This is a genomic window from Microbacterium neimengense (genome assembly GCF_054782995.1).
In genome coordinates, this window is record NZ_BAAGRK010000003.1 from 922,678 (window position 1) to 946,973 (window position 24,296).

24 protein-coding genes are annotated in these 24,296 nt (G+C 69.5%); 16 read left to right on the forward strand and 8 right to left on the reverse strand.

All coding sequences use genetic code 11. The features are described 5' to 3' along the window. The gene (locus ACYVJS_RS07155; RefSeq protein WP_460739093.1) at nucleotides 1-813 is read left to right on the forward strand and encodes a hypothetical protein; all 813 of its coding nucleotides are present in this window, start codon (nucleotides 1-3) and stop codon (nucleotides 811-813) included. 79 nt (nucleotides 814-892) lie between these two features. Further along, nucleotides 893-1,525, forward strand: a complete 633-nt coding sequence (locus ACYVJS_RS07160) for a TetR/AcrR family transcriptional regulator (RefSeq protein WP_460739095.1) — start codon at nucleotides 893-895, stop codon at nucleotides 1,523-1,525. 68 nt (nucleotides 1,526-1,593) lie between these two features. Here ACYVJS_RS07160 and ACYVJS_RS07165 read toward each other — a convergent pair whose 3' ends face one another. The 4 genes from ACYVJS_RS07165 to ACYVJS_RS07180 all read right to left on the reverse strand — a co-directional run bounded on the left by ACYVJS_RS07165 (nucleotide 1,594) and on the right by ACYVJS_RS07180 (nucleotide 7,336). Continuing rightward, entirely contained in the window at nucleotides 1,594-2,490 is an 897-nt protein-coding gene (locus tag ACYVJS_RS07165; RefSeq protein WP_460739097.1) for a glycine betaine ABC transporter substrate-binding protein, read from the reverse strand. A gap of 113 nt (nucleotides 2,491-2,603) precedes the next feature. Beyond that, complete coding sequence (locus ACYVJS_RS07170; protein ID WP_460739099.1) at nucleotides 2,604-3,482, reverse strand: ABC transporter permease; 879 nt, start codon at nucleotides 3,480-3,482, stop codon at nucleotides 2,604-2,606. Continuing rightward, the gene (locus ACYVJS_RS07175) at nucleotides 3,479-4,777 is read right to left on the reverse strand and encodes a quaternary amine ABC transporter ATP-binding protein (protein WP_460739101.1); all 1,299 of its coding nucleotides are present in this window, start codon (nucleotides 4,775-4,777) and stop codon (nucleotides 3,479-3,481) included. The genes ACYVJS_RS07170 and ACYVJS_RS07175 overlap by 4 nt, the downstream gene beginning before the upstream one ends. A gap of 360 nt (nucleotides 4,778-5,137) precedes the next feature. Next, entirely contained in the window at nucleotides 5,138-7,336 is a 2,199-nt protein-coding gene (locus ACYVJS_RS07180) for an LLM class flavin-dependent oxidoreductase (protein WP_460739104.1), read from the reverse strand. Nucleotides 7,337-7,400: 64 nt separating this feature from the next. Here ACYVJS_RS07180 and ACYVJS_RS07185 point away from each other — a divergent pair, with 64 nt between their 5' ends. From ACYVJS_RS07185 to ACYVJS_RS07205, 5 genes are all read left to right on the forward strand, one after another. Further along, complete coding sequence (locus ACYVJS_RS07185; RefSeq protein ID WP_460739106.1) at nucleotides 7,401-7,778, forward strand: winged helix-turn-helix transcriptional regulator; 378 nt, start codon at nucleotides 7,401-7,403, stop codon at nucleotides 7,776-7,778. 144 nt (nucleotides 7,779-7,922) lie between these two features. Next, nucleotides 7,923-8,300 carry a GntR family transcriptional regulator gene (locus ACYVJS_RS07190; protein WP_460739107.1) on the forward strand — a complete coding sequence of 126 codons (378 nt, stop codon included), beginning with the start codon at nucleotides 7,923-7,925 and terminating at the stop codon, nucleotides 8,298-8,300. Further along, entirely contained in the window at nucleotides 8,297-9,199 is a 903-nt protein-coding gene (locus ACYVJS_RS07195) for an ABC transporter ATP-binding protein (RefSeq protein ID WP_460739108.1), read from the forward strand. The genes ACYVJS_RS07190 and ACYVJS_RS07195 overlap by 4 nt, the downstream gene beginning before the upstream one ends. Continuing rightward, a complete protein-coding gene (locus ACYVJS_RS07200) occupies nucleotides 9,196-9,891 on the forward strand; it encodes a hypothetical protein (RefSeq protein WP_460739110.1) in 696 nt (231 codons plus the stop codon). The genes ACYVJS_RS07195 and ACYVJS_RS07200 overlap by 4 nt, the downstream gene beginning before the upstream one ends. A gap of 72 nt (nucleotides 9,892-9,963) precedes the next feature. Continuing rightward, nucleotides 9,964-11,142, forward strand: a complete 1,179-nt coding sequence (locus ACYVJS_RS07205; protein ID WP_460739112.1) for a MalY/PatB family protein — start codon at nucleotides 9,964-9,966, stop codon at nucleotides 11,140-11,142. Nucleotides 11,143-11,175: 33 nt separating this feature from the next. Here the strand turns inward: ACYVJS_RS07205 and ACYVJS_RS07210 are convergent, their stop codons facing one another. Continuing rightward, nucleotides 11,176-11,478, reverse strand: coding sequence for a chorismate mutase (locus tag ACYVJS_RS07210; protein WP_234074159.1), 303 nt, complete (start codon nucleotides 11,476-11,478; stop codon nucleotides 11,176-11,178). Between the two features lie 54 nt (nucleotides 11,479-11,532). On the opposite strand from ACYVJS_RS07210, the gene ACYVJS_RS07215 reads away from it, so the two are divergent. Then, complete coding sequence (locus tag ACYVJS_RS07215; protein ID WP_460739114.1) at nucleotides 11,533-12,657, forward strand: AI-2E family transporter; 1,125 nt, start codon at nucleotides 11,533-11,535, stop codon at nucleotides 12,655-12,657. Between the two features lie 17 nt (nucleotides 12,658-12,674). Here ACYVJS_RS07215 and ACYVJS_RS07220 read toward each other — a convergent pair whose 3' ends face one another. Both ACYVJS_RS07220 and ACYVJS_RS07225 read right to left on the reverse strand, forming a co-directional pair. Next, on the reverse strand, nucleotides 12,675-13,865 hold the full coding sequence (locus ACYVJS_RS07220) for a lactonase family protein (RefSeq protein WP_460739116.1): 1,191 nt from the start codon (nucleotides 13,863-13,865) through the stop codon (nucleotides 12,675-12,677). A 1-nt stretch (nucleotide 13,866) separates the two neighbouring features. After that, complete coding sequence (locus ACYVJS_RS07225) at nucleotides 13,867-15,153, reverse strand: adenylosuccinate synthase (RefSeq protein WP_137418441.1); 1,287 nt, start codon at nucleotides 15,151-15,153, stop codon at nucleotides 13,867-13,869. 201 nt (nucleotides 15,154-15,354) lie between these two features. Here ACYVJS_RS07225 and ACYVJS_RS07230 point away from each other — a divergent pair, with 201 nt between their 5' ends. From ACYVJS_RS07230 to ACYVJS_RS07260, 7 genes are all read left to right on the forward strand, one after another. Next, nucleotides 15,355-16,053: a DUF1684 domain-containing protein gene (locus ACYVJS_RS07230; RefSeq protein WP_460739118.1), complete on the forward strand. Its 699-nt coding sequence runs from the start codon at nucleotides 15,355-15,357 to the stop codon at nucleotides 16,051-16,053. Nucleotides 16,054-16,108: 55 nt separating this feature from the next. Beyond that, nucleotides 16,109-17,602 (forward strand): ABC transporter substrate-binding protein, encoded by a 1,494-nt coding sequence (locus tag ACYVJS_RS07235; protein WP_460739120.1) that lies wholly within the window; start codon nucleotides 16,109-16,111, stop codon nucleotides 17,600-17,602. 60 nt (nucleotides 17,603-17,662) lie between these two features. Beyond that, nucleotides 17,663-18,625 (forward strand): ABC transporter permease, encoded by a 963-nt coding sequence (locus ACYVJS_RS07240; RefSeq protein ID WP_460739874.1) that lies wholly within the window; start codon nucleotides 17,663-17,665, stop codon nucleotides 18,623-18,625. Continuing rightward, nucleotides 18,622-19,494 (forward strand): ABC transporter permease, encoded by an 873-nt coding sequence (locus ACYVJS_RS07245; RefSeq protein WP_460739122.1) that lies wholly within the window; start codon nucleotides 18,622-18,624, stop codon nucleotides 19,492-19,494. Before ACYVJS_RS07240 ends, ACYVJS_RS07245 begins: the two co-directional genes overlap by 4 nt. Further along, entirely contained in the window at nucleotides 19,491-20,300 is an 810-nt protein-coding gene (locus ACYVJS_RS07250) for an ATP-binding cassette domain-containing protein (protein ID WP_460739124.1), read from the forward strand. The genes ACYVJS_RS07245 and ACYVJS_RS07250 overlap by 4 nt, the downstream gene beginning before the upstream one ends. After that, a complete protein-coding gene (locus ACYVJS_RS07255; protein ID WP_460739126.1) occupies nucleotides 20,297-21,052 on the forward strand; it encodes an ABC transporter ATP-binding protein in 756 nt (251 codons plus the stop codon). The genes ACYVJS_RS07250 and ACYVJS_RS07255 overlap by 4 nt, the downstream gene beginning before the upstream one ends. 155 nt (nucleotides 21,053-21,207) lie before the next feature. Continuing rightward, on the forward strand, nucleotides 21,208-21,888 hold the full coding sequence (locus tag ACYVJS_RS07260; RefSeq protein ID WP_460739128.1) for a peptidylprolyl isomerase: 681 nt from the start codon (nucleotides 21,208-21,210) through the stop codon (nucleotides 21,886-21,888). 36 nt (nucleotides 21,889-21,924) lie between these two features. On the opposite strand, the gene ACYVJS_RS07265 is transcribed toward ACYVJS_RS07260, so the two are convergent. Continuing rightward, nucleotides 21,925-22,830, reverse strand: coding sequence for a hypothetical protein (locus ACYVJS_RS07265; protein ID WP_460739130.1), 906 nt, complete (start codon nucleotides 22,828-22,830; stop codon nucleotides 21,925-21,927). Here ACYVJS_RS07265 and argG point away from each other — a divergent pair. After that, entirely contained in the window at nucleotides 22,829-24,271 is a 1,443-nt protein-coding gene (gene argG, locus ACYVJS_RS07270) for an argininosuccinate synthase (protein ID WP_460739132.1), read from the forward strand. The two genes, ACYVJS_RS07265 and argG, sit on opposite strands and share 2 nt — an antisense overlap. Nucleotides 24,272-24,296 lie beyond the last annotated feature (25 nt).

A 24,296-nucleotide genomic window follows, 5' to 3' on the forward strand; every position in this document is an offset into this window, starting at 1 on the left:
GTGGATCAGCTGTTCGCGTTCCTCCAGCACAACTGGTGGCTCGCCTTCCCTCTCATCGGCGTCGCCGGCGGTGTCGCCCGCGCGTGGGAGCGCGGCGCCAAGCGGCGGCACGAGAGGCGACTCGAGCTGATTCGAGCCAAGAGCGGCGCGATCGCAGCGGCGCCCGCCGAACCGCGCCCGCAGTCGACGGCGTCCGCACTCGAACGCACTCTCGCCGAACACGACGCGACCACGGCGCGCTGGCTCGAGTACGAGCTCGACGTCGCGAAGATGATCGCCTACCCCGCCATGAGCGACGGACGCCAGGAGCTCACGGCCGCGTTCCTGCGCGCCAAGCGGGTCGCGGATCGGATGCGGCCGGCATCGGCGGATGCGAGGATCACCGCGGCAGAACTCGCCGCGTACCAGAACGCCGTCACGGACTACGAGGTGGCCTTCGACGTCGCCGAACGCGAGGCGCGACGCGTGAGGGATGCCGGGTTCACGCCGTCCGAGCGCAAACGCCTCGACACCGCGCAGCAGTTGCTCTCGGTCGCGGTCGACGAGGCGGCGACTCCCGCCGAGCGACAGCTCGCGTACCGCAGGGTACGCGAAGAGCTCGACGGGTTGATCTCGCTCTCCGATGCGGCGATCGACGAACTCGAGCGACGCGTCGCCCTCGAGCTTCCTGCCACCGCCGCCCGGAACGGCGCCGATGCGTCGGAGGCCGGTCCCCCGGCATCCGCGACCGGGTCGGATGAAGAGGGGCACCGGCGCGAACCGCCGATGCCCCCGGGCCCCCGCGACGCCCCCCAGCGACACTCACGTCCATAACGCAGGCCACGTCGTCTCAGGCAATCGCCTGTGGACGCCGTCCAAAGATATACCACGTCCACCTTCCCCTTCAGGAGCCATGCCAGAGTCACTGCGCGCACGCAAGAAGCGCGACACCGAGAACGCGATCGAGATCGCGGCCGTCGAGCTCGCCCTCGAGCGCGGCCACGCGAATGTCACGGTCGCCGACATCTGCAAGCGCGCCGACGTGTCGCGCAGCACGTTCTTCAACTACATGAGCTCCCGCGAGACCGCGCTGTTCGGTCGCTCGCTGCACCTGCTGCCGGCCGAGCAGGCTGCCGTCATCATCGAGATGTCGGCGGATGTCCCGCTCACCACCGCGGTCTTCCGGCTGATCATCGCCTCGATCGGCCACGCGCAGATCAACGCGGTGGTGGCGGAGGGACGCAATCGGATGCTGCTGGAGCAGCCCGACACGCAGGCCGCGATCCTCGCGCCCTTCCTCTCGCTGACCACGGAGCTCACGGCGTTCCTCGCGCCGTGGCTCGCGGCGCACCCCGAGCGCCGGCGGCTCGCCGACGATGACACGTCGATCGTGCGTGAGGCATCGCTGACGGTACTCGTGACCGTCTCCGCGTTCCAATCACTCATCTCCGATACGACCGGCACGGGCGACGTGGAAGCGACCGAGGCAGCGTTCCGCGATTCGGTCCGCAAGCTCGCCCTGCTCGCCGAAGAGAGCGCGCGCTGAAAACCAGCACGTGCTGAACGCCGGAACGCGCCGCACCCCGAAGGATGCGGCGCGTTCGGCGACGATCGTCAGGACGTCAGTGCGTCCACCCACGCCTGGTTCTCGGCGATCCAGTCGGCGACCGCCGGGGCGTAGTCGTTGCCGCTGCCGCCGGAGTTGAACATCGCATCCTCGAGCGAGTACAGGGTGTCGTTGTCCATCTTGAACGACGCGAGCCAGTCGTTCACCTCGGGGAAGTCGTCCTTGAAGCTCGACGACGTCACCGTGTGGATGCCCTCGGCGTCGCCGAGCAGGCCGTCCGGATCCTCGAGGTCCTTGAGCGGGAAGGCGTTGTAGGCCCAGTGCGGACGCCACAGCGTCACGGCGATGTCCTTGCCCGCATCCGTCGCCGCCTGAAGCTCGGTGAGCATCGCCGGCGTCGAGGACGTGACGAAGTCGAGCCCTTCCAGGCCGTAGCCGGGGATGACCTCGTCCTGCGTGACGGTCACGAGACCCGATCCCGCCTCGATGCCGACGAGACGGTTGCCGAAGACGTCGGCGTTGTCGGCGAGCTCGGTGAGCGAGTCGATGGGAGCATCCTCGTTGACGGCGATCGTCAGCTTGGCCTCGTCGTTCCAGGCGCCGAGGTCGACGAGGTCGTCGCCGTAGGTCTCCATGTACTGGGCGTGGGTCAGCGGCAGCCAGGTGTCCAGAGTCAGGTCGTAGTCGCCGTTCGCGATACCGGTGTAGACCGCTGCCGGGTCCGCGTACTCGAGCTCGACCTCGTAGCCCTGCTCCTCGAGCACGTTCTTCCACAGCTCGGACGCGGCGATGCCCTCGTCCCAGCCGTTGAACACGGCGATCGTGATGGGACGCTCGCCCGACCCTTCGCCCGCGTCGCCGGCAGCAGAGCAGCCGGTCAGGGCGAGGGCAGCGACGCCCGCGAGGGCGATGCCGGCGGTCAGGTTCTTCTTGGTGACAGTCATCTGCAGTCCTCTCCGTCCGCGTGCTGTCGCGGACAAGGTCGGTACGGCACGTCGAGTGTCGACGGCCGCTCGCGAGTGATGAGCTCGCAAGTTCTCGGATGGGCCGGGCGCGCTCAGGCTGCGCGGGCGAGCGCGCGGCGTCGGCTGAGGAGCGCGCGCTTCGGGCGGGGGCCCGCGAAGCTCGAGGTGACGCGGTCGAGGATCATCGCGATGATGACGACGGCGAGACCCGCCTCCACGCCCAGCGCGATGTCGATCCGGCTCAGGGCCTGCACGATCTGACCGCCGAGTCCGCCCGCTCCCACCATGCCGGCGATCACGACCATCGACAGGCTCAGCATGATGACCTGATTCACGCCGGCCATGATGCTCGGAAGTGCCAGGGGCAGCTGGATCTGGCGCAGGATGCGGCCGGGCGAGGCGCCGAAGGCGTGACCGGCCTCGACGACCTCGGTGTCCACACCGCGGATGCCGAGTTCCGTCAGTCGCACACCCGGAGACATCGCGAACACGATGGTGGCGACGATGCCGGGCACGGGTCCCACGCTGAACATGATCAGGGCGGGGATCAGGTAGACGAAGGCGGGCATCGTCTGGAGGAAGTCGAGCACAGGTCGCACGACGGCGGACACGCGATCGCTGCGAGCGGCCCAGATGCCGAGGGGAAGGGCGATGGCGACCGCGATGACGGCGGCGATGATCACGAGCGCGAGGGTGTCCATGGCCGCATCCCACTGATCGATCGTGACGATCAGCAGCAGCCCGATCGCCGTGCCCAGGGCCAGCTTCCACCCCTTCGCGAAGAACGCGAGAGCGACGAATACGGCGATGATCACCCAGAACGGCGGACCGGACAGCACCGTGTCGAGCCCGTCGTAGAGGGCACGGAAGGCAACGCTGATCCCGTCGAAGAGCCACGAGAAGGTCTTGATGATCCAGCGGACGGCGGTCTCGACGACGTCGCCGAGGGGGAGGCGGAAGAGATCGTTCATCGCGCACCTCCCGTGGTCGTGGCTGCGGGTTGGTCGACGACCGCCAGCGTCTCGGTGAGCACGCTCGCCGGCACGGATGCCGGCACGTCGATGATGGGGTTCTCCCGCGTGACGGCGGGAACGTTGCCGAGGGCGGCGAGGAGGGTGACGCGGGGAATGACGCCTACGAGGCGCTGCCGTTCATCGACCACCGCGACGGGGTAGGGCGACTCCACGGCGTGCTCGACCACATCCGTCAGAGGGTCGTCGGGCGAGACGACCTGCTGGGAGCGCTGCACGATGCGGCGGAGGTCGGTCTCTCCCGCCTTGACCGCGCGGATGACGGCGCGGTCGGTCACGGCACCGATGTAGCGGCGGTTCTCGACGACGGCCACGGCCCCGGCCTGGAGGTCCCGCATGACGCGCAGAGCTCCCCGCATCCCGGCCGACACGGGCGTGGTCGCCTGCGGCGGCGCCATGACGGACGAGGCGGTCAGCACGCGCGCCCGGTCGACATCCTGCACGAACTGGGCGACGTAGTCGTTCGCCGGATCGGTGAGGATCTCCTCCGGGGTGCCGTTCTGCACGATGCGGCCGTCGCGCATGACCGCGATGCGGTCCCCCAGGAACATGGCCTCGTTCAGGTCGTGCGTGATGAAGACGATCGTGCGGCCGAGCTCCTGCTGCAGCTCGATCAGCTGTTCCTGCATCTCTCGACGGATGAGGGGGTCGAGCGCCGAGAAGGCCTCGTCCATGAGCAGGATGTCGGTGCCTGAGGTGAGGGCGCGGGCGAGGCCGACGCGCTGGCGCATGCCACCGGAGAGCTCTCCCGGCATCGCGTCGACCCGATCGCCGAGGCCGACCTTGTCGAGGATCTCCCGGGCGCGCTCGCGCCGCTCCTGCGTTCCGACGCCCTGGATCTCCAGCGCGTAGGCGGCGTTGTCGAGCACCGTGCGGTGCGGAAGGAGCGCGAAGTGCTGGAACACCATCGAGATCGACGAGCGTCGGATGCGGCGCAGCTGCGCGGCCGAGGCGGTGGTCACGTTCTGGCCCTGCACGAGCACCTCGCCGGCGCTCGGGGGCAGCAGACCGTTCAGCATGCGGATGATCGTGGACTTGCCGGAGCCGGAGAGGCCCATGATCACGAAGATCTCGCCCGGGTCGACGGTGAAGCTCGCGTCGATCACCGCGGCCGTGCCGCGGTCCGACACCTCGGCACGGGTCTTGCCCGCGCGGAGCTGCTCGATGACGGACTTGGGATTCTTGCCGAAGACCTTGAACAGGTTCCGCGCCTCAATGGCATGTTCGACACTCACGTGGATTGCACCTCGGCAGTCCGGTGCACAGACTGCATCGGTCACGCCCGGGTGGACGACCACGGGCGGCCGCGTCGGGAGGCGCGACACGCACGGGCTCCGGGCATAGGACCCGGGCACGGTCGTCGACCGTACGCTCGCCGACGCCCTCCCGAAGGGGCATCAGGCGACCGCGGACTGGTCGTGGGGCCCGGCGACGGGCCTTTTCCAACGTGTCATGCGTTTTCGGGGTTCGCAAGTCGGCCCCCTCGGTTGCCGTATCCGAACGATCGCGCTAACGCGCCCGCGTGATATCAAACGTCGCACCTGGGCGCACGTGCGGTGTGAGTACCGACTCCGGTCGAGCTGGGCAGGGCCGGCTCACAGCGGGTCGGGCTCGATGAAGAAGTTGTCGCGGAACAGGCCGGTCGGATCCCAGAGCGCCTTGAGCCGGCGGAGTCGACTCAGATGCGCGGGCGGGAAGGCCCGCGCCAGGACCTCCGGGCCGGTATCGGTCTCGAAGCTGAGGTACATGCCCTCCATCGCCGGCACCAGATCCGCCCACCGCTCCTCCAGCTCCTCCGAACCGCCGCCGAGCATCGCGAGCAGGAAGTTCGCGTCCCGCCATCCGTACGCGGCCGCGTCCGCCGCGACGTTCGCGACCGCACCTCCGGCGGAACGGATGCTGAGGATGAACGGCGCCCCCGACGACAGCAGCCTCGTGATCTTCACCGCCACGTCGTGGTCGAGATGGCGAACGAGGCCCGAGTGCCCGCGGGGTTCGCCCTGCCCGTGCTGCTGCTCTCCGCCGACGGGCAGCTCCAGCAGGGCCGCGTACGGGAGCATCTGCACGGACTGGTTCGCCATCGGCGCCAGCCGCGCGAACGGCTGCAGTCGCTCCACGACCGTGTCGGGATCGTGCTCGTCGACGAGGATCAGTGCCTGCACGACCGCTGGCGCGCCCGGGGCTGCGGGGCCCATCATGAGCGTCCCCGTCACGGTCGGGTCGGCGCTCTCGATCGCCTCCCCCCATCCCTCGAGGAAGGCGGTGAGGTCGTCGGGGACGAAAGCGAGCATCGCGAATCCGACGCGCTCGGAGACGGGGTGCGCCTCGAACTCGAACGAGACCACCGCCCCGAAGTTCGCCCCGGCACCGCGCACGGCCCAGAAGAGGTCGGCGTTCTCCGAGGCGCTCGCGCGCACGAGCTCGCCGTCCGCGGTGACGACGTCCACCGCGCGGAGGTGGTCGATCGTGAGGCCCCGTTCTCGCACGAACCAGCCGATCCCCGCCGTCGTGGCCAGTCCCCCCACTCCCACGCCGCCGTAGTCGCCCGCGGTGATGGCGAGGTTGTGCGGCGCGAGTTCCCGCGCGACCTCGCCCCAGCGGGCGCCCGGGCCGACGCGCACCTCGTCGCCATCGACGACGATCGCGTTCAGGGCATCGAGGGCGATGACGATGCCGCCGTTGTTCAGTGAACGCCCCGACAGGCCGTGCCCGCCGCTGAACAGACCCAGGGGCAGATCCCGATGCCGTGCGGCGAATCGCACGGCATCCTGGACCTCCGCCGGGGACTCCGGACGGATGATCAGACCGGGACGGGCGCCACGGAAGTAGCTCGACGTGTACCGGGCGTAGCCGCGGTCGCCGGGCAGCAAGACCCGCGCCGCGAGCGCGTCGGGGATCGGGTCGTCGGCGAAGGCGCGGGCCGATGATGCGACGGCCGCACGTGACGCCTGCCGGCTCCGCTCGACCCGGTCTCGGATGCGGGGAGCCGTTTCGGTGGCGAACGTGCGGAGTTCCCGCGGGTCGTCCGCGCCCATGATGAAGACGCTGATCCCGTGCTCGACCGCGAGCTCGGCCAGGTCTTCCGCGTCGTACTGCGGGGTCACGTTCAGCAGGCGGGTCACGTCTCGCGGATCACGTCCCGCTGCGCGGGCGGAATCATCGATGACGCGGTTTCCGCGTTCGATGTCGCCCGGCTTCATCCAGGGCAGACTCGGCAACCACCCGTCGCCCTTGCGTCCGATGATCCGCTGCATACGAGGTTTGTACGCACCCACCCAGATCGGGATCTCGTGCGCAGGAGCCGGCCCGCGGGCGGCGCCGGCCACGCGGTGAAACTCCCCCTCCACCGAGAGCGGCGACGGATCGGCCGTGTCCCAGAGTCCCCTGATGATCTCGAGGGCCTCATCCAGGCCGCTCACCGCCTCGGCAGGGGTCAACAGCGGGGCGCCCATCGTCGCCATCGCATCGAAGTACCCTCCCGTGCCGATCCCCAACTCGGCCCTTCCCCCGCTGAGCCGGTCCAGGCTCGCCACGGCGCGAGCCAGGACGGCAGGCTGGCGCAGCGGGAGGTTCAGCACGTTTCCCGAGACGTGGATGCGGGATGTCTTCGCGGCGACCCACGCCAAGAGAGTCCACGTGTCCTGGAGCACCGGCTGGTACGGGTGGTCCTGGAACGTCACGAGGTCCAGGCCGAGCTCCTCGCTGAGGATGGCCAGGTCGACCGGGCGTTGCGGGGCGGACGCGATCGGGGTGACGAAGCTGCCGAATCGCAGGGGGTGGAGGTAGTCGGGCATGCACTCAGCCTTGGCAGACGGAACGTCATTGACAAACGCTGCGTAAGTTACTTACTTTTGGTGCGTGACTGACGCTTCCGCCGACGCAGCTCGCGCGCCGCTCCACATCGACGACGAGGAATGCCGGCGTCTCGCGGGCGTGATGGAGCTCGTCGGCAAACGTTGGTCCAGCGGCATCCTGCTGGCGCTGGGGATGGGGGCGGAGCGCTTCAGCGAGATCGAGCGTCGCGTCGCAGGCCTCTCCGCCCGGATGCTCAGCGTTCGCCTCCGCGAGCTCGAGGGGGCCGGTCTCGTCGAGCGCATGGTCGCTCCCACCACCCCGGTGAGCATCTCGTATCGTCTCTCCGCACGCGGGCGAGAGCTGCTGCGTTCCCTGCAACCCATGGCGCAGTACGCCAGGCGCTGGGAGCCTCCCGTCTCGCAGGATTCGAATCCGTCCTGACGCGACCCGTCGCCCGTTCCGTGAGGCGACGCGCGCTCCGGCTCGCGTCGTAGCGGAGCGAACTCGCATCTCGCTTCTTGACATTTCCGCATCCGTCGTTGCATGGTTAGTTAGTCAAGTAATGAACCACTGAACGGGGATCCAGTGATCGAAGAGGGCAAACCGCTCTTCCTCCAGATCGCGGAGAGCGTCGAGGACGCCATCGTCGACGGCACCCTCCGCGAGGGGGACCAGGCGCCGTCGACGAACGAACTCGCCGCGTTCCACCGCATCAATCCCGCCACCGCGGCCAAAGGAGTCAACATGCTCGTCGACAAGGGAGTGCTCCACAAGCGCCGCGGCGTGGGCATGTTCGTCGCCCCGGGTGCCCGCGAGGCACTGCAGAACGAACGCCGCTCCGCGTTCGCCGACCGCTTCATCGACCCGCTGCTGACCGAAGCCCGACGGCTCGGGCTCGGCCCGGAGGACATCACTCACCTCATCGCCGACCGCGCCGCCACCAACGAAGGAGAGAACCAGTGACCGCCGTGATCGAGGTCAGCGCACTGACCAAGCGATACCGGGACACCGTCGCGATCGACGACGTCAGCTTCCGGATCGAAAAGGACGCCATCTACGGCCTTCTCGGACGCAACGGAGCGGGCAAGACGACGATCATGTCGATCCTCACCGCGCAGAACTTCGCGACCTCGGGACAGGTGCGCGTGTTCGGCGAGGACCCGTACGAGAACGCGCACGTGCTCTCGCGGGTCTGCTTCGTCCGCGAGAGCCAGCGCTACCCCGACGACGCCCTCCCCGCTCACGCGTTCCGCATCGCCCGGCTCTTCTTCCCGAACTGGGACCAGGAGCTCGCCGGGCGGCTCATCGCGGACTTCCGCCTGCCGATGAAGACACGCATCAAGAAGCTCTCCCGCGGACAGCTCTCCGCCGTCGGCGTCATCATCGGCATCGCCTCGCGCGCCGAGATCACCTTCTTCGACGAGCCGTATCTCGGACTGGATGCGGTCGCCCGCCAGATCTTCTACGACCGGCTCCTCGAGGACTACGCCGAGCACCCCCGCACCATCATCCTGTCGAGCCATCTGATCGACGAGGTGTCGAATCTCCTCGAGAAGGTCATCGTGATCGAGGGCGGACGCGTTCTGCTCGACGAGGACACCGAGGCGCTGCGCGAGCGCGCGACGAGTGTCGTCGGCGACGCCGAGGCGGTCGACGCGTTCGTCGCCGGCCGCGAGGTGCTGCACCGCGAGAGCCTCGGCCGCGTCGCATCCGTCACCGTCCTCGGCGCGCTCACCCCGGACGAGCGCGCGCGCATGCGGGATGCGGGCCTGGAGCTCGCGCCCGTCTCCCTCCAACAGCTCGTCGTGCGCCTCACGCAGCGCGTCGAATCCCCCGCTCTCGAGAACGGAGTCGTGCGATGAACCGCATCCTCAAGGTCGTGCGCATGCAGCTGACCAACAGGCAGACCTTCCTCTGGGTTCCGCTCATCGTCCTGGGCGGCGCCTTCGCTCTCAGCCTCGCGGTCTACGGCATCCTGTACAGCGCAGGGGTCACCGGTGCTTTCTACGGCGGTGGCGCACAGGCGCCGCTCTGGTACTTCGCGGTCATCGGCGCCCAAGCCCTGACCATGACGTTCCCGTTCTCGCAGGCGATGAGCGTGACGCGCCGCGAGTTCTTCATCGGAACGATGCTGACGGCAGTTCTCACCGCCGCCATGCTCGCGGTCATCTTCGTCATCGGCGGGCTCATCGAGACGGCGACGGGGGGCTGGGGACTCAACGGCTACTTCTTCGCCGTCGGGGTCGTCTGGGAATCGGGAGCGGCGCTGGCAGGACTCTTCTACTTCGTGCTCGCCATGCTGTTCTTCGTCTCCGGCTTCTGGGGCGCCACGATCTTCAAGCGCTTCGGCACGTTGTGGCTGATCGTCACGCTCGTCGCGGTCGCCGCAGTCATCGTGCTCGCCCTGTTCGCCGTCACGCGCATGGACGCCTGGCCGTACGTCATCGACTGGTTCGCGTCGATCGGCTTCGGCGGAATCACCCTCCTGACCGCGGCGGTTGCCGCGGTGCTGGCCGCCATCGCGTTCCCGACGCTGCGGCGCGCCACGCCCTGAAAACGACGGGATGATGGAGAGGGCGCGATCTCGGCCCGCTACCCGAGTCCCGCCGTCGACAAGGAGCACAGCATGAGCGAGTTCGCACGGCGCGTCGATGCCATCACCATCGACCAGCTGCGATCCACCGGGGCCACGAAGTGGTCGGCAGAGGACGGAACCCTGGGCGCGTTCGTCGCGGAGATGGACTTCGGCATCGATCGGAAGATCACCGAGGCACTGCACCGCGCCGTGGACGCCGGGTCGTTCGGCTACATGCCGCGGGGGATCGCCACGGATCTCTCCGAGGCGACGGCGGAGTTCGTCGGACGCCGCTACGGCTGGCAGGTTCCGGCAGCGGATGTATGGGGCGTGCCGGATGTCATCGTCGGCCTCGAACTCGCGATGGAGCACTGCTCGGCTCCAGGCTCCAAGATCATCGTGCCGACGCCCTCGTACATGCCGTTCCTGTTCGTGCCGCCGATGCGGGGACGAGAGGTTGTCGAGGTCCCGCTCGTCGTGCGTGAGGGCCGCTATGAGTTCGACCTCGATGCCCTCCAGCGCGCGTTCGACGACGGCGGGAACCTCCTGCTGCTGTGCAACCCGTACAACCCGGTGGGACGCGTCTTCAGTCGCGAGGAGCTCGTCGCCGTCTCCGAGGTCGTCGAACGCAACGGCGGACGCGTGTTCTCCGACGAGATCTGGGCGCCGCTCGTCTTCAGCGGCTCCACCCACATCCCGTACGCATCGATCTCGGAGGCGGCCGCACAACACACGATCACGGCGATGAGTGCATCCAAGGCCTGGAACCTGCCCGGGCTCAAGTGCGCGCAGCTCGTGCTCACGAGCGACGCCGACCGGGAGAAGTGGGCGAAGGTCGGCCCGTTCGGCGGCCACGGCACCAGCAACCTCGGTGCCATCGCCAACGCGGTGGCCTACCGCGACGGCGACGACTGGCTCGCCGAGCTCGTGCCCTATCTCGAACGCAATCGCGACACCCTGCAGAACCTCCTTGCCGAGGAGGTCCCGGACGCCTGGATGCCGAAGCCCGAGGGAACCTACGTCGGGTGGATCGACTTCCGAAACGCCGGCCTCGGTGACGCACCCGCCGAGTTCTTCCAGCGGGAGGCATCGGTCCAGCTCACGGAGGGGACCATGTGCGGGGTGGCCGGCACAGGCTTCGCGCGGCTCATCTTCGCGACCCCGAAGCCGGTGCTCGAGCACGTCGCGCGTCGGCTCGGCGACTCGCTGCGCGCGCGTTCGGCGGCGTGAGGGTCGAGGCTGATCGCCCCGCGCGGAGCGGGATCAGTCGGTGGCGGACGCCGCCGCCTCGTGGTGCCGGATCACTTCGGCGACGACGAAGTTGAACCACTTCTCGGCGAACGCCGGGTCGAGGTCCGCCTGCAGCGCCAGACTCCGCAGGCGCGCCAACTGCCGCTCCTCGCGGGCAGGGTCGGAGGGCGGAAGGCCATGCTCCGCCTTCAGGGCTCCCACGGCCTTCGTGCAGCGAAAACGCTCCGCGAGCATGAACGTCAGCGCAGCATCGATGTTGTCGATGCTGGCGCGCAGCCCCTGGAGGGTGGAGATCGGGTCGACGGGCTCGGTCATGGCGTCCTCCTCGCGCTCGACACTACCGCGCGGGCCGCACCCTAGAGTGTGGGCATGACCGATGAATCGGCTGGGTCCGTCGATCCCGCATCCGCCCCGCCCACCGCCACGGGTCTGCGCTGGCGCGCCGTGCACCACCCGTTCGCACTGGGGTTCTTCGTCACGCTCGGGGGCCTCCTCGCGCTGGTGCTCGGACTCGCCGTCTCGAACCTGTCCACGGTGCTCATCTACGTGGCGTTCGCCCTGTTCGCAGCTCTCGGCCTCGATCCCCTCGTGCGCTTCCTCGAGAAGCGCGGCGTCGCACGCGTCTGGGGCATCGTGATCGTGTTCGTCGGCTTCGCGATCGTGCTGGTCGGGGTGCTCCTGCTCATCATCCCGACAGTGGTTCAGCAGATCGCGGAGTTCGTGAACGGGGTGCCTCAGCTGATCACCAACTTCCAGAACAGTGATCTGTATCGCAGCCTGCACGACAGTTTCGGCAGCGTCCTGCCCGACATCCTCGGTCACGTGCAGGACTTCATCACCAATCCGACCAACATCGCCTCGATCAGCGGCGGCGTGCTGAAGGTCGGCGTCTCGATCGTCACCGGGATCTCCGGCGGGATCATCGTCCTGGTCCTGAGCCTCTACTTCACGGCTTCCTTGCCGATGATGAAGAAGTCGCTCCTCTCGCTCGCCCCCGCCTACTCGCGCACCAAGGTCGCCTCGCTCACCGAGGAGATCGCGGACTCCATCGGCGGATACCTGCGCGGCATGGTCGTGCTCGCCCTGTGCAACGCCGTGTTCGTGCTCATCATGTTCCTCGTGCTCGGCCTGCCCTTCCCGCAGTTGTTCGCGGTGGTCGCGTTCTGCATCACCCTCATCCCCCTCGTCGGAACGGTGCTCTTCTGGGTCATCGGCTCGGTCTTCGCTCTTTTCGCCAGCCCCATGGGCGCACTGGTGTTCGCAATTGCCTACCTCGTATACATGCAGCTCGAGGCATACCTGCTCACGCCCCGTGTCATGAACCGAACGATCTCGATCCCGGGCTCGCTCGTGGTGATCGGAGCGCTCGTGGGCGGCACGCTGCTCGGACTGCTCGGCGCGCTGGTGGCGATCCCCGTCACCGCGTCTGTCCTTCTCATCGTGAAGCAGGTCATCATCCCGAAGCAGGACGCGAAACTGCATCCCGACGCCTGAGGCCGGGAACTCCCCCGTCAGCGGATGGGCAGCAGGCAGGTCGGGGAGGGCACAGCCACGCGAGAGCGCACACGGCCCGCGATGCCGGTGCGAAGGTCCAGCGACACGGCGGCGACCTCGTCCGACCGCTGACCGGCGACCAGCACCGTGTCGCGCGAGACGACGTGGTGGCGCGGCCAGTCCACGCCGCTGTCGGCCAGCGCGACGAACTGCAGCTGCTCCCCCGCGCCCGCCACCCGCACGGTGGCGAGGGTGTTGCTGCCGCGCACGCCGGCGACCAGGAACGACCCGTCGGAGGATGCGGCGAGCTCCGCCGCGGTGTCGCCGTCGAGGGTTCCGGCCAGCTGCACGCCGCCGACCAGGCGCCAGGCACCCGACGCATCCGGCGCCAGCACGAACACCTCGCGCGAGAGCTCCGCCACGACGTAGAGGTGACCGCTCGGGTGCCACACGCCGTGGCGGGGGCCGCTGCCCCGGGGAAGCACGACCTGGCCCGCCGCCCGCAGCCCGTCGCCGGACGGGCGCCAGAACCGCACAAGATCGAAGCCCATGTCGGTGGTGGCGACAGCTCCCCCGGGAAGAAGGATGCTCTGGTGGGCGTGCGGGGTGCGCTCCAGCACGGGGGCCTCGAGCTCGGGTGCGACGGGCGCCTCCGACTCCCCCAGGTGCGGGATGAGGTGCGCGTAGTCCTCGCCCGCAACCTCCCGCAGGGCACGGGCAGCCGCCTCGAGGCTCACGTCGGCCGCCTCGGCGACGGCGGTCGACACCGACATTCCCGAACCGGCATACGGGTCGATGGGAGCGGGCGCGACAGAGGGTCGCGACGGACGTCCGGCGACGTCCAGCGTCATCCGCACGACGCGTCCGTCCCCCCAGCACGTCGCCATGAGCCAGGCGCCGTCGGGCGCGACGGCGATGTGGCAGACCGCCTCTCCCGCGGGGATCGCCGGCCCGAGGCGCTCGTAGCGGGACTCACCGGTGCGACGGAAGGCCTGTACCGCGCCCGCCGACTCGAGAGCCGCGTAGATCACGTCGAGGGTGGGATGGCGCGCGACCCACGAGGGCGAGCCCTCGACGGGGGCGACCACGCCGGCGAAGGCGAGAGCCGATCCCGCGAGCGACTGATCGGCGGCACCGGCATGCAGCTCGCCGATGCCCTCGCCGATGCCGTCCATCTCGGCGCCGTAGCCGCCGGTGAGCAGCCGCACGTCAGTCGACGAGGTCGTGGCGCACGATGACGGCGTCGCGGGCGGCGCCCACACCGATGACCGAGATGCGGGTACCGCTCAGACGCTCGAGGGCCAGCACGTAGTCCTGCGCCGTCTGGGGCAGCTCCTCGAACGTGCGCGCGGTCGAGATGTCCTCGGACCAACCGGGCAGATACTCGAGGATCGGCTTGGCGTGGTGGAACTCGGTCTGGTTCACCGGGACCTCGTCGAACCGCACGCCGTCGACGTCGTACGCGACGCAGACCGGGATCTGCTCGAGGCCGGTCAGGATGTCGAGCTTGGTGAGCACGAGGTCGGTGATGCCGTTGATGCGGGTGGCGTAACGGGTGATGGGTGCGTCGTACCAGCCGACCCGGCGCGGACGGCCCGTCGTGGTGCCGAACTCGAACCCGCGCGAACGCAGCCACTCGCCCTGCTCGTCGAAGAGCTCGGTCGGGAAGGGCCCGGACCCGACGCGCGTCGTGTACGCCTTGACGATGCCGACGATCCGGTCGAGCCGGTTGGGGCCCACGCCCGACCCGGTCGCGGCGCCTCCGGCGGTCGCCGACGAGGAGGTGACGAACGGGTATGTGCCGTGATCGACGTCGAGCATCGTGGCCTGACCGCCCTCGAAGACGACGACGTCTCCCGCATCCAGCGCGTCGTTGAGCAGCAGCCCGGTGTCGCAGACCATGGGGCGCAGGCGCTCCGCGTACGAGAGCAGGTCCTCCACGATCTCGTCGACCGTGATGGCGCGGCGATTGAACACCTTCACGAGCAGGTGATTCTTCTGGTCGAGGGCGCCCTCGACCTTCTGCCGCAGGATGTTCTCGTCGAACAGGTCCTGGATGCGGATGCCGACGCGGTTGATCTTGTCGGCGTACGCCGGGCCGATCCCGCGCCCCGTGGTGCCGATCTGACGCTTGCCGAGGAAGCGCTCGGTGACCTTGTCGAGCGTGCGGTGGTACTGCGTGATCACGTGGGCGTTGGCGCTGACCCGCAGACGCGAGGTGTCGACGCCGCGCGCCTGGAGCGCCTCGAGCTCGTAGAAGAGCACCTCGAGGTCGACGACGACGCCGTTGCCGATGACGGCGTTCACGCCGGGCGAGAGGATGCCGGAGGGCAGCAGGTGCAGCGCGTACTTCTCGTCGCCGATCACCACCGTGTGCCCGGCGTTGTTGCCGCCGTTGAACTTGACGACCCAGTCGGTGCGCGAGCCGAGCAGATCGGTGGCCTTGCCCTTGCCCTCGTCGCCCCACTGGACGCCGACGATCACGATGCCTGGCATGGGTGGCTCCCTCGAATCGGGTGGCAGATGACGGCGCCTTGCGGCACCGGAAGACGCGAACCCGTCGAACGGGAGGTCTTCCGGCAGTCTATCGAGCCGGTCTCGCGCGAGCGCGCGGGGAATATCCCGATCGTCCGGCGCATTGCCTTCCGTGACGCCCGATTGGGCACCCTGTCCCCGAGTTCCGAGAATGGACGCATCATGTCCGCCCGAGAAGACCACGCCCGCTGGCACGCCGCGCGCGAACGCGCCGCAGCCGCCCCCACCGGTAACCTCGCCCTCGTCGAGACGCGCTGGACCGGCGCGCGCGCCGATCTCGGCGCCGCGCAGGCCTCAGCCGCACCCACGGTGCAGGTGACCGAGATCGAGCGCACCGACATCGACACGGGCGAGCCGCAGCACGGTCTGCGCTTCTGGGATGCGGCCTCCCCCGCGATCGGCGCCTTCGAACGGATCGACACGTACGACTACGACCCCGACTGGGTCATCGACGGCACGTTCCGCCCGGTGGAGGCCGCGCGCACCGTTCCCTTCGAGCACATCCGCGACAACGGCGGCACCCGCGATCTCATCGTCCCCGGCGACATCACCGCGACCATCGGCGGGGTGGAGCGCACCCTCGCCGCCTTCGACGACGGCGGAAAGCTGCTGCTCGTGTTCGGCGACACCACGAACGGCGTCGAGACCTACGGGCCCGGTCGGTTCCTGTTCGTGCAGCACGTCGAGGGCGACCCGCACCGGGTAGTGCTCGACTTCAACCGCGCCTTCGTGCCGCCGTGCGGATTCTCCGCGCAGTACAACTGCCCGCTTCCTCCCGCATCCAACCGTTTCGAGGTTCCGGTGCGCGCGGGCGAGAAGTCCGTCGTCTTCCGCGACGGCTTCGACATCTACGCCGCCTGACGCGGCGCCGCACAGCATCCCGACCCCCACCCACAGCACCCTGGAGTATCCCCGCATGAGAAGACCTCTGCTCGCCGTGACGGCCGCCGCTGCCGCAGCCCTGCTGCTGGCCGGCTGCGCCGCCGGTTCCGGCACGGCCGAGAACGCCGACGACGCCACGATCGTGATCGGCTCGCTGTACGAGCCGCAGAACCTGAGCAACACGCAGGGCGGCGGTCAGGGCGTGACCGAGGCCTTCAACGGCAATGTCTACGAGGGGCTCTACAAGCTCACCGACGACGGCGAGGTCGAGCCCCTGCTCGCCGAGTCCGAGGAGGTCAGCGACGACGGCCTGACCTACACGATCACGCTGCGCGACGGCGTCGAGTTCCACTCCGGCAAGAAGCTCACCTCCGCCGACGTCAAGGCGAGCGTCGAAGCCGTTCTCGCGGACGACTCGAAGTCGGCCCGCAAGTCGAGCTTCGGCCCGATCGCGGACATCGCGACCCCCGACGACAACACGGTCGTCTTCACGCTCTCGCAACGTTCGATCTCGTTCCTCTACAACCTGAGCTACGTGTGGATCGTCAACACCGAGGCGGGCGATCTGACCACGACCGAGGACGGCACCGGCCCCTACACGCTCGACGAGTGGAAGCAGGGCAGCACGCTGACCCTGAAGCGCTTCGACGACTACTGGGGCGACCCCGCCAAGAACGCCGAGGTCGTCTTCACGTACTTCACCGACGCGACGGCCGAGAACAACGCGCTGCTGACGGGCGAGATCGACCTGATCACCAGCATCCAGGGCCCCGACCAGCTGGCACAGTTCGACGGCAACAGCGACTACGTCGTGAGCGAGGGCACCTCGACCACGAAGGAGCTGCTCGCCTTCAACGACCGCGTCGCCCCCTTCGACAACGTCGACGTACGCAAGGCCGTCTACTCGGCCATCGACACCAAGAAGCTGCTGAGCTCGATCTGGGGCGACTACGGCACCCTCATCGGCTCGATGGTTCCGCCCACCGACCCCTGGTACGAGGACCTCACCGGCGTGAACCCCTACGACCCTGCGCTGTCCAAGACGCTTCTCGCGCAGGCGGGCTACGCCGACGGCTTCACCTTCACCCTCGACACCCCGAGCTACGACCCGCACCCCGCCGTGGCGGAGTTCCTGCAGTCGCAGCTGGCCGAGGTCGGGATCACGGTCGAGATCAACACGATCAGCGCGGACGAGTGGTACACGAAGGTCTTCAAGGACCGCGACTTCACCGCCACCCTGCAGGAGCACGTGAACGACCGCGACGTGGTCTGGTACGGCAACCCCGACTTCTACTGGGGCTACAACAACCCGCAGGTGACCCAGTGGGTGTCCGAGGCCGAGCGGGCCACGACCGTCGACGAGCAGACCTCGCTGCTCAAGCAGGTCAACGAGCAGATCGCGGCGGATGCGGCTAGCGTGTGGCTGTACCTCTACCCACAGATCGTCGTGGCCTCCAGCGACGTCAGCGGGTACCCGGTCAACGGCTTGAACTCGCAGTTCTTCGCCTACGACATCGTCAAGTCCTGATCCACGGATGATGCCGCCGACCGACCGGGTCGGCGGCATCATCCATTCCCGGTGAACCCCATGGTCGTCTACCTTCTGCGTCGGGCCGCGTTTCTCGCGGTCTCCCTCGTCGTCGCCATGGTCGTCATCTTCGTCCTGCTGCGGCTGCTGCCCGGCGACCCCGCCAACGCCCTGCTCTCGGTGGACGCGACCCCGGAGCAGATCGCGGCCGCCCGCGCCCAGGTCGGCTCGGACCAGCCGCTGATCCAGCAGTTCGCGACCTGGGCCGCGCAGCTGCTGCGCCTCGACCTCGGCGAGTCGTACATCTCGTCGCGCTCGGTCGGCGACGAGGTCGCTGCGCGCCTCGCGATCACGCTCCCGCTCACCCTGCTCGCCTTCGGCCTCGCCCTCGTCGTCTCGCTCATCGTGGGCATCACCGCCGCCGTGAAGGCCGACCGCTGGTACGGCATCCTGCTGTCGGGGTTCGCGCAGCTCGGAGTCGCGGTTCCGGTGTTCTGGGTCGGCGTCATCCTGGTGTGGATCTTCGCGCTCCAACTGGGTCTGCTTCCCTCGGGCGGGTTCCCCCGTCACGACTGGGAGGATCCGGCGGATGCTCTGCGCTCGCTGACCCTCCCCGTCATCACGATCGCGATCGTGATGAGCGCGTCGCTCAGCCGCTACGTCCGCGCCGCGACCCTCGACGTGCTCGGCAGCGACTACCTCCGTACCGCTCGGGCGGGCGGCGCCTCCCGCGCCGAGGCGCTGCTGCGTCACGGGGTGCGAAACGGCGCCGTTCCGGTCGTCGCCGTGCTCGGAATCGAGCTGTCGACGACGTTGCTGGGCGCTGTGGTCGTCGAGAGCGTGTTCACGCTGCCGGGTCTCGGCAGCATGCTGCTCACCGGCATCGAGCAGCACGACTTCGCCAACATCCAGGGCGTCCTCGTGGTCAGCACCCTGTTCGTGCTGCTCGTCGGTTTCGCCGCCGACGTGGTGCAGCGTCTGATCGACCCGCGCCTGCGCACGAGCGTCTCGGGCAACCGATGAGCGGTGCGACACTGAAGGCGCAGACGGATGCGGTGGCCACCGCATCCGTTCGACGGCGCCGACCGCACGCAACATTGGTCATCGGGATCGTGCTGGTCGGACTCGTCGTGCTCACCGCGATCGTCTCGCTCGTCTGGCTGCCGTATCCGCTGAGCGACATCAGCGGTGACCGGCTCGAATCGCCGGGCCCCGCGCACCTGCTCGGCACCGACCGCCTGGGGCGCGACCTGCTGAGCCAGCTCATGGTGGGCGCCCGCATCGCCCTGACGGTCGGGGCGGGCGCAGTGCTGATCGCCGCCGTGATCGGGATCTCGCTGGGGCTCGTGGCCGCGTTCGCCCGACCCTGGCTCGACGACACGCTCTCGGCCGCGCTCGACGTGGTGATCGCATTCCCCGTGCTGCTGCTGGCGATGCTCGTGGTCGCCGTGCAGGGCCCGTCACTGTTCTCGGCGATCCTCGCGATCGGGCTGGCGATGTCAGCCGTTGTCGCCCGGCTGACCCGCATCCTGGCGCGCCGCGTCCTCGGCGAGCAGTACGTGATCGCCGCGCGCACGAGCGGAACACGGCTGGGCGGCATCATCCGCCAGCATGTCCTGCCCAACATCGCCCCGACGCTGTCGGTGAGCCTCGCGCTGCAGTTCGGCATCGCGGTGCTCGCGGAGGCGAGCCTGTCGTACCTCGGTCTCGGCGCCCCGCCGCCCAACGCATCGTGGGGGCGCATGCTGCAGGAGGCGCAGGGAACCGTGCTGACCGCGCCCGTGGGCGCCATCGCCCCCGGCATCGCGATCGTGGCGCTCGTGCTCGGCATCAACTTCCTCGCCGACGGACTGCGCGAGTGGACCGACCCGACCCGGCGGAGGTCGCGATGAGCCTTCTCTCGGTGTACGGACTCTCGGTGCGCGCGGGCGGCGCGACGCCCGTGCGCGACATCTCGTTCGAGGTCGCGCCCGGCGAGCGCGTCGGCGTGATCGGCGAGTCCGGATCCGGCAAGTCGCTGACCGCCCTCGCTGTGCTGGGTCTGCTGCCGCAGGCGTTGTCCGCATCCGGTTCGATCCGGCTCGACGACCGGGAGGTGGTGGGCACCCGGGACGCGGACCTGCGGCGGCTGCGGGGCCCCGTCGCACAGATCGTGTTCCAGGAGCCGCTGACCGCTCTCGACCCGCTGATGCGCGTGGGACGTCAGATCGCCGAGCCGCTGCGACGCTGGCGGGGGCTTCGCGGGGCGCCGCTGCGCGAAGCCGTCGCCGCGGCGCTGGCGGAGGTCGCCCTGCCCGACACCCGCATCGCCCACGCCTACCCGCACGAGCTGTCTGGCGGACAACGACAGCGCATCGCCATCGCGATCGCTCTGGCGGCCCGCCCGCGCCTGCTCATCGCGGACGAACCGACCACGGCCCTGGACGTCACGGTGCAGGACGGCGTCCTCGCGCTGCTCGAACGCCTCGTTGCCGAGCGGGGCATGGCGCTGCTGTTCATCAGTCACGATCTCGCGGTGATCTCCCGCATGGCCGAGCGCGTGATCGTGCTGCGCCAGGGCGCGATGATCGAGCAGGGAGCCGTGGCCTCGGTGCTCAGCGAGCCCGCGCACCCGTACACGGCGCAGCTGATCGGCAGCGCACGCATCCTCGACACAGCCCTCGACGCGGGTACGCGAGACGAAGGGGGTGCGCGATGAGCGTGCTGGAACTTCGCGCGGCAGGGTTCGCGTACGGATCGCAGACGGTTCTCGAAGACGTGTCGCTTGCGGTCGGCGCCGGTGAGTCCGTCGGCCTGGTCGGCGAGTCCGGGGCCGGAAAGTCCACGATCCTGCGCCTGCTGCTGGGGCTGGCGCGCCCGCGCGACGGCGAGGTGCGTTTCGACGGCGCGCCCCTCGCGTTGCGCGATCGCGCGCTCATGCGGCGGTTCCGCGCGAGCGTGCAGCCCGTCTTCCAGGATCCGTACTCCTCGCTCGATCCCCGCCAGCGCATCGATCGGATCGTCGGGGAGCCGCTGCGCTCGCTGGGGCTCGCGTCAGGAGCGGATGCGGCGGCCCGCGTCGCCGACGCGGTCGCCGCCGTGGGGCTCTCTCCGGACACCCTCGAGCGCTATCCGCACGAGTTCTCCGGCGGTCAGCGGCAGCGCATCGCGATCGCCCGAGCGGTCGTGTCGCGCCCCCGCGTGCTCCTCGCCGACGAGCCGGTGAGCGCGCTGGATGTGACCACGCGCGTGCAGGTCATCGAGCTGCTCGCGCGCCTGCGCGAGCAGACGGGCCTCGCGCTCGTGATGGTCTCGCACGACCTCGGCGCCGTCGCCGCCCTGTGCGAGCGGACGGTGGTGCTGCAGCACGGCCGCGTCGTGGAAGCGGCGCCGACCGCCCGCATCCTCACCGCCGCCGAGACCCCGTACGCGCGCGCACTCGTCGCCGCCGTCCCCCGCCTCCCCCGCTGACCCAGCTCCGGCCTCCGTGCCCCGCCGCGCGCCGGGCTCCCCCCTCCCCGAGTTGGGTCGCAGGTGCGCAAGAGTCTGGCGCCCCGCGACCACGCGCCCCCGGCGACACCGACCACCAGCCGCGCTCGGCCCATGCGCACGGATACGCTGACTGCATGCGTGCCCGACTCCTCGCTCTCCCCCTCGCCGTCGCCGCCCTCGCCCTCCTGTCCGGATGCGCGAGCGCGGCCCCCGCCCCCGCCGTCACCGCGCAGAGCACAACCTCGAGCGCCGATGCGCCGACGGCCGGTACCTGCACCTACTCCGCCGGCGGCGCCGCGGCGCGCGAGGTCACGACCCCGCCGTCCGAGCCCGCGGTCACCGGCACCGTCGCCGTGACCCTGCAGACCTCGGCCGGCGACATCCCGATCACCATGGATGCGGACCGCGCCCCCTGCACGGTGAACAGCTTCGTCTCCCTCGCCACCCAGGGGTACTACACCGACACGAACTGCCACCGCCTCACGACCTCCGGCATCTTCGTCCTGCAGTGCGGCGATCCCACCGCGACCGGAATGGGCGGTCCCGGCTACCGCTACGCCGACGAGCTCGACGGCTCCGAGACCTACCCCGCGGGAACCGTCGCCATGGCCAACGCCGGCCCGGGCACGAACGGCTCGCAGTTCTTCCTCGTCTACCAGGACACCCGACTGAACCCGGACTACACGGTCTTCGGACACATGGATGCGGCCGGCACCGCCGTCGTGCAGCAGATCGCCGCAGCCGGCACCGACAGCGGCGGTGCCGACGGCAAGCCCAAGACCCCGGTCACGATCACCGGGGTGAGCATCGGCTGATCGCGGCCGCATCCGTCTCCGGCGGCGCGGACGCGATCAGCGCTTCGTGAACGTGTCGGTGATGTCGTGCCAGGCGTACACGCCGGTCGGCTGCTCGCCGTGCGCGAAGTCGATGAGGATGCGGCGGGCGTCGTCGACGCCGAGCAACTCGTTCGCGAGGATCGCCTGGCTCGCCCGGAATCGCTCCAGCCGCACGTCGGGTCCGGACGTGTCGGGATCCGTCGCCGCCACCCCGTGCCAGAAGCCGCGGACGCGGGCGAGGCCGCGACGGCGGCGGCGCCACTCGACCGTCAGCCCCGCGCGGCCGCCGGCCGTCTGCGCATAGTCGTCGGATGACGATTCGAGGATGACGTAGCCGGGGCCGTTGACGTCGTCGATCCAGCTCACGGCGGCGGCGATGAGCGCGTCCGACGGCTCCTCGTGCGTGCCGAGCGTCTCGGTGCGCAGGACGAGTCCCGGATGCGGCGCGTCCTCGAAGCTCTCGGTCGGCGGCCACCACACCCGGTCGGCTGCGGTGCTGTACGCCCAGACGGCCAGCGAGTGGCGCGCCGCCGTCGCCCAGACGAGCGGTTCGAGCTGATCGGCCGCATCCCAGGCGCAGTGCAGCGTCGCCGTCTGCCCTGCCGGTCCGTAGTCGGCGTAACGACCGCCGGGAGGCAACTCCTCCGGCGCGTCCTCGTAGCCGCGGAAGCTCTGACGCATCTCGCGTTCCCAGGCGGCGATGGATGCGGCGGGTGCGGTCCCGATCTGCGCGTCGAACCACTCCTGCAACCGGTGCACATCCCGCGGCGCACCCGCGGGATCGAACACGGCGATATCGAACGACATGTGCTCCCCCTGATCTTCGCCGCCCAGTCTTCCCCTCGCCACGGCGGCAGGCGAGTTGTCCACAGCACCGGACGGCACGGGCCGCATCCGTCGGCTCAGTAGAATCGAGGGCATGTCCAAGGTCCTGCAGTCCCTGCCCGTCGGCGAGCGCGTCGGCATCGCGTTCTCCGGGGGCCTCGACACCTCCGTCGCCGTCGCCTGGATGCGCGACAAGGGCGCCGTCCCCTGCACCTACACGGGTGATCTCGGCCAGCCCGACGAGGACGACATCGCCTCGATCCCCGGCCGCGCGCTGCAGTACGGCGCCGAGGTCTCGCGCCTCGTCGACTGCAAGACCGCGCTGGTCGAAGAGGGGTTCGTTGCCCTCGCCTGCGGCGCCTTCCACATCCGCAGCGCCGGACGCACCTACTTCAACACGACGCCCCTCGGCCGCGCGGTGACGGGAACCCTCCTCGTGCGCGCCATGAAGGAGGACGGCGTCGACATCTGGGGCGACGGCTCCACCTACAAGGGCAACGACATCGAGCGGTTCTACCGCTACGGTCTGCTCGCCAACCCGGCGCTGCGCATCTACAAGCCGTGGCTGGATGCGGACTTCGTCACCGAGCTCGGCGGCCGCAAGGAGATGAGCGAGTGGCTCGTCGCGCATGACTTCCCGTACCGTGACAGCGCCGAGAAGGCCTACTCGACCGACGCGAACATCTGGGGCGCGACCCACGAGGCCAAGACGCTCGAGCACCTCGACGTGTCGCTGGAGACCGTGGAGCCGATCATGGGCGTGCGGTTCTGGGACCCGGCCGTCGAAATCGCCACCGAGGACGTGACGGTCACCTTCGAGCGCGGCCGCCCCGTCGCCCTCAACGGCGTCGAATACACCGACCCCGTCGAGCTCGTGTTCGAGGCGAACCGCATCGGCGGACGTCACGGGCTGGGCATGAGCGACCAGATCGAGAACCGCATCATCGAGGCGAAGTCCCGCGGCATCTACGAGGCTCCCGGCATGGCGCTGCTGTTCATCGCCTACGAGCGTCTGGTCAACGCCATCCTCAACGAGGACACCCTCGCCACCTACCACGAGCAGGGCCGCCGCCTCGGCCGCCTCATGTACGAGGGGCGCTGGCTGGAGCCGCAGTCGCTCATGCTGCGCGAGTCGATCCAGAAGTGGGTCGGATCCTCCATCACGGGCGAGGTGACCCTGCGTCTGCGACGCGGCGAGGACTACTCGGTGCTCGACACGACCGCTCCCCACATGTCCTACGGGCCGGAGAAGCTGTCGATGGAGCGTGTGGGCGACGCGGCGTTCGGGCCGACCGACCGCATCGGACAGCTCACCATGCGCAACCTCGACATCCAGGACTCGCGCGCGCGGCTCGAGCAGTACGCGGGTCTGGGACTCATCGGCGGCGCGACCGGCGCGCTGATGGGCGAGCTGCGCCGCGGTGCCGCGGAGGAGATCGTCGAGCACGCCGAGCCCTACGACGCCGAGCGCGAGGATCTCGCCGAGGCGACGGATGCGGTCAACGAGGCAGCCGCCTTCGACTCCGGAACCGACTGAACGGACAAATTGCACACCACTGTGC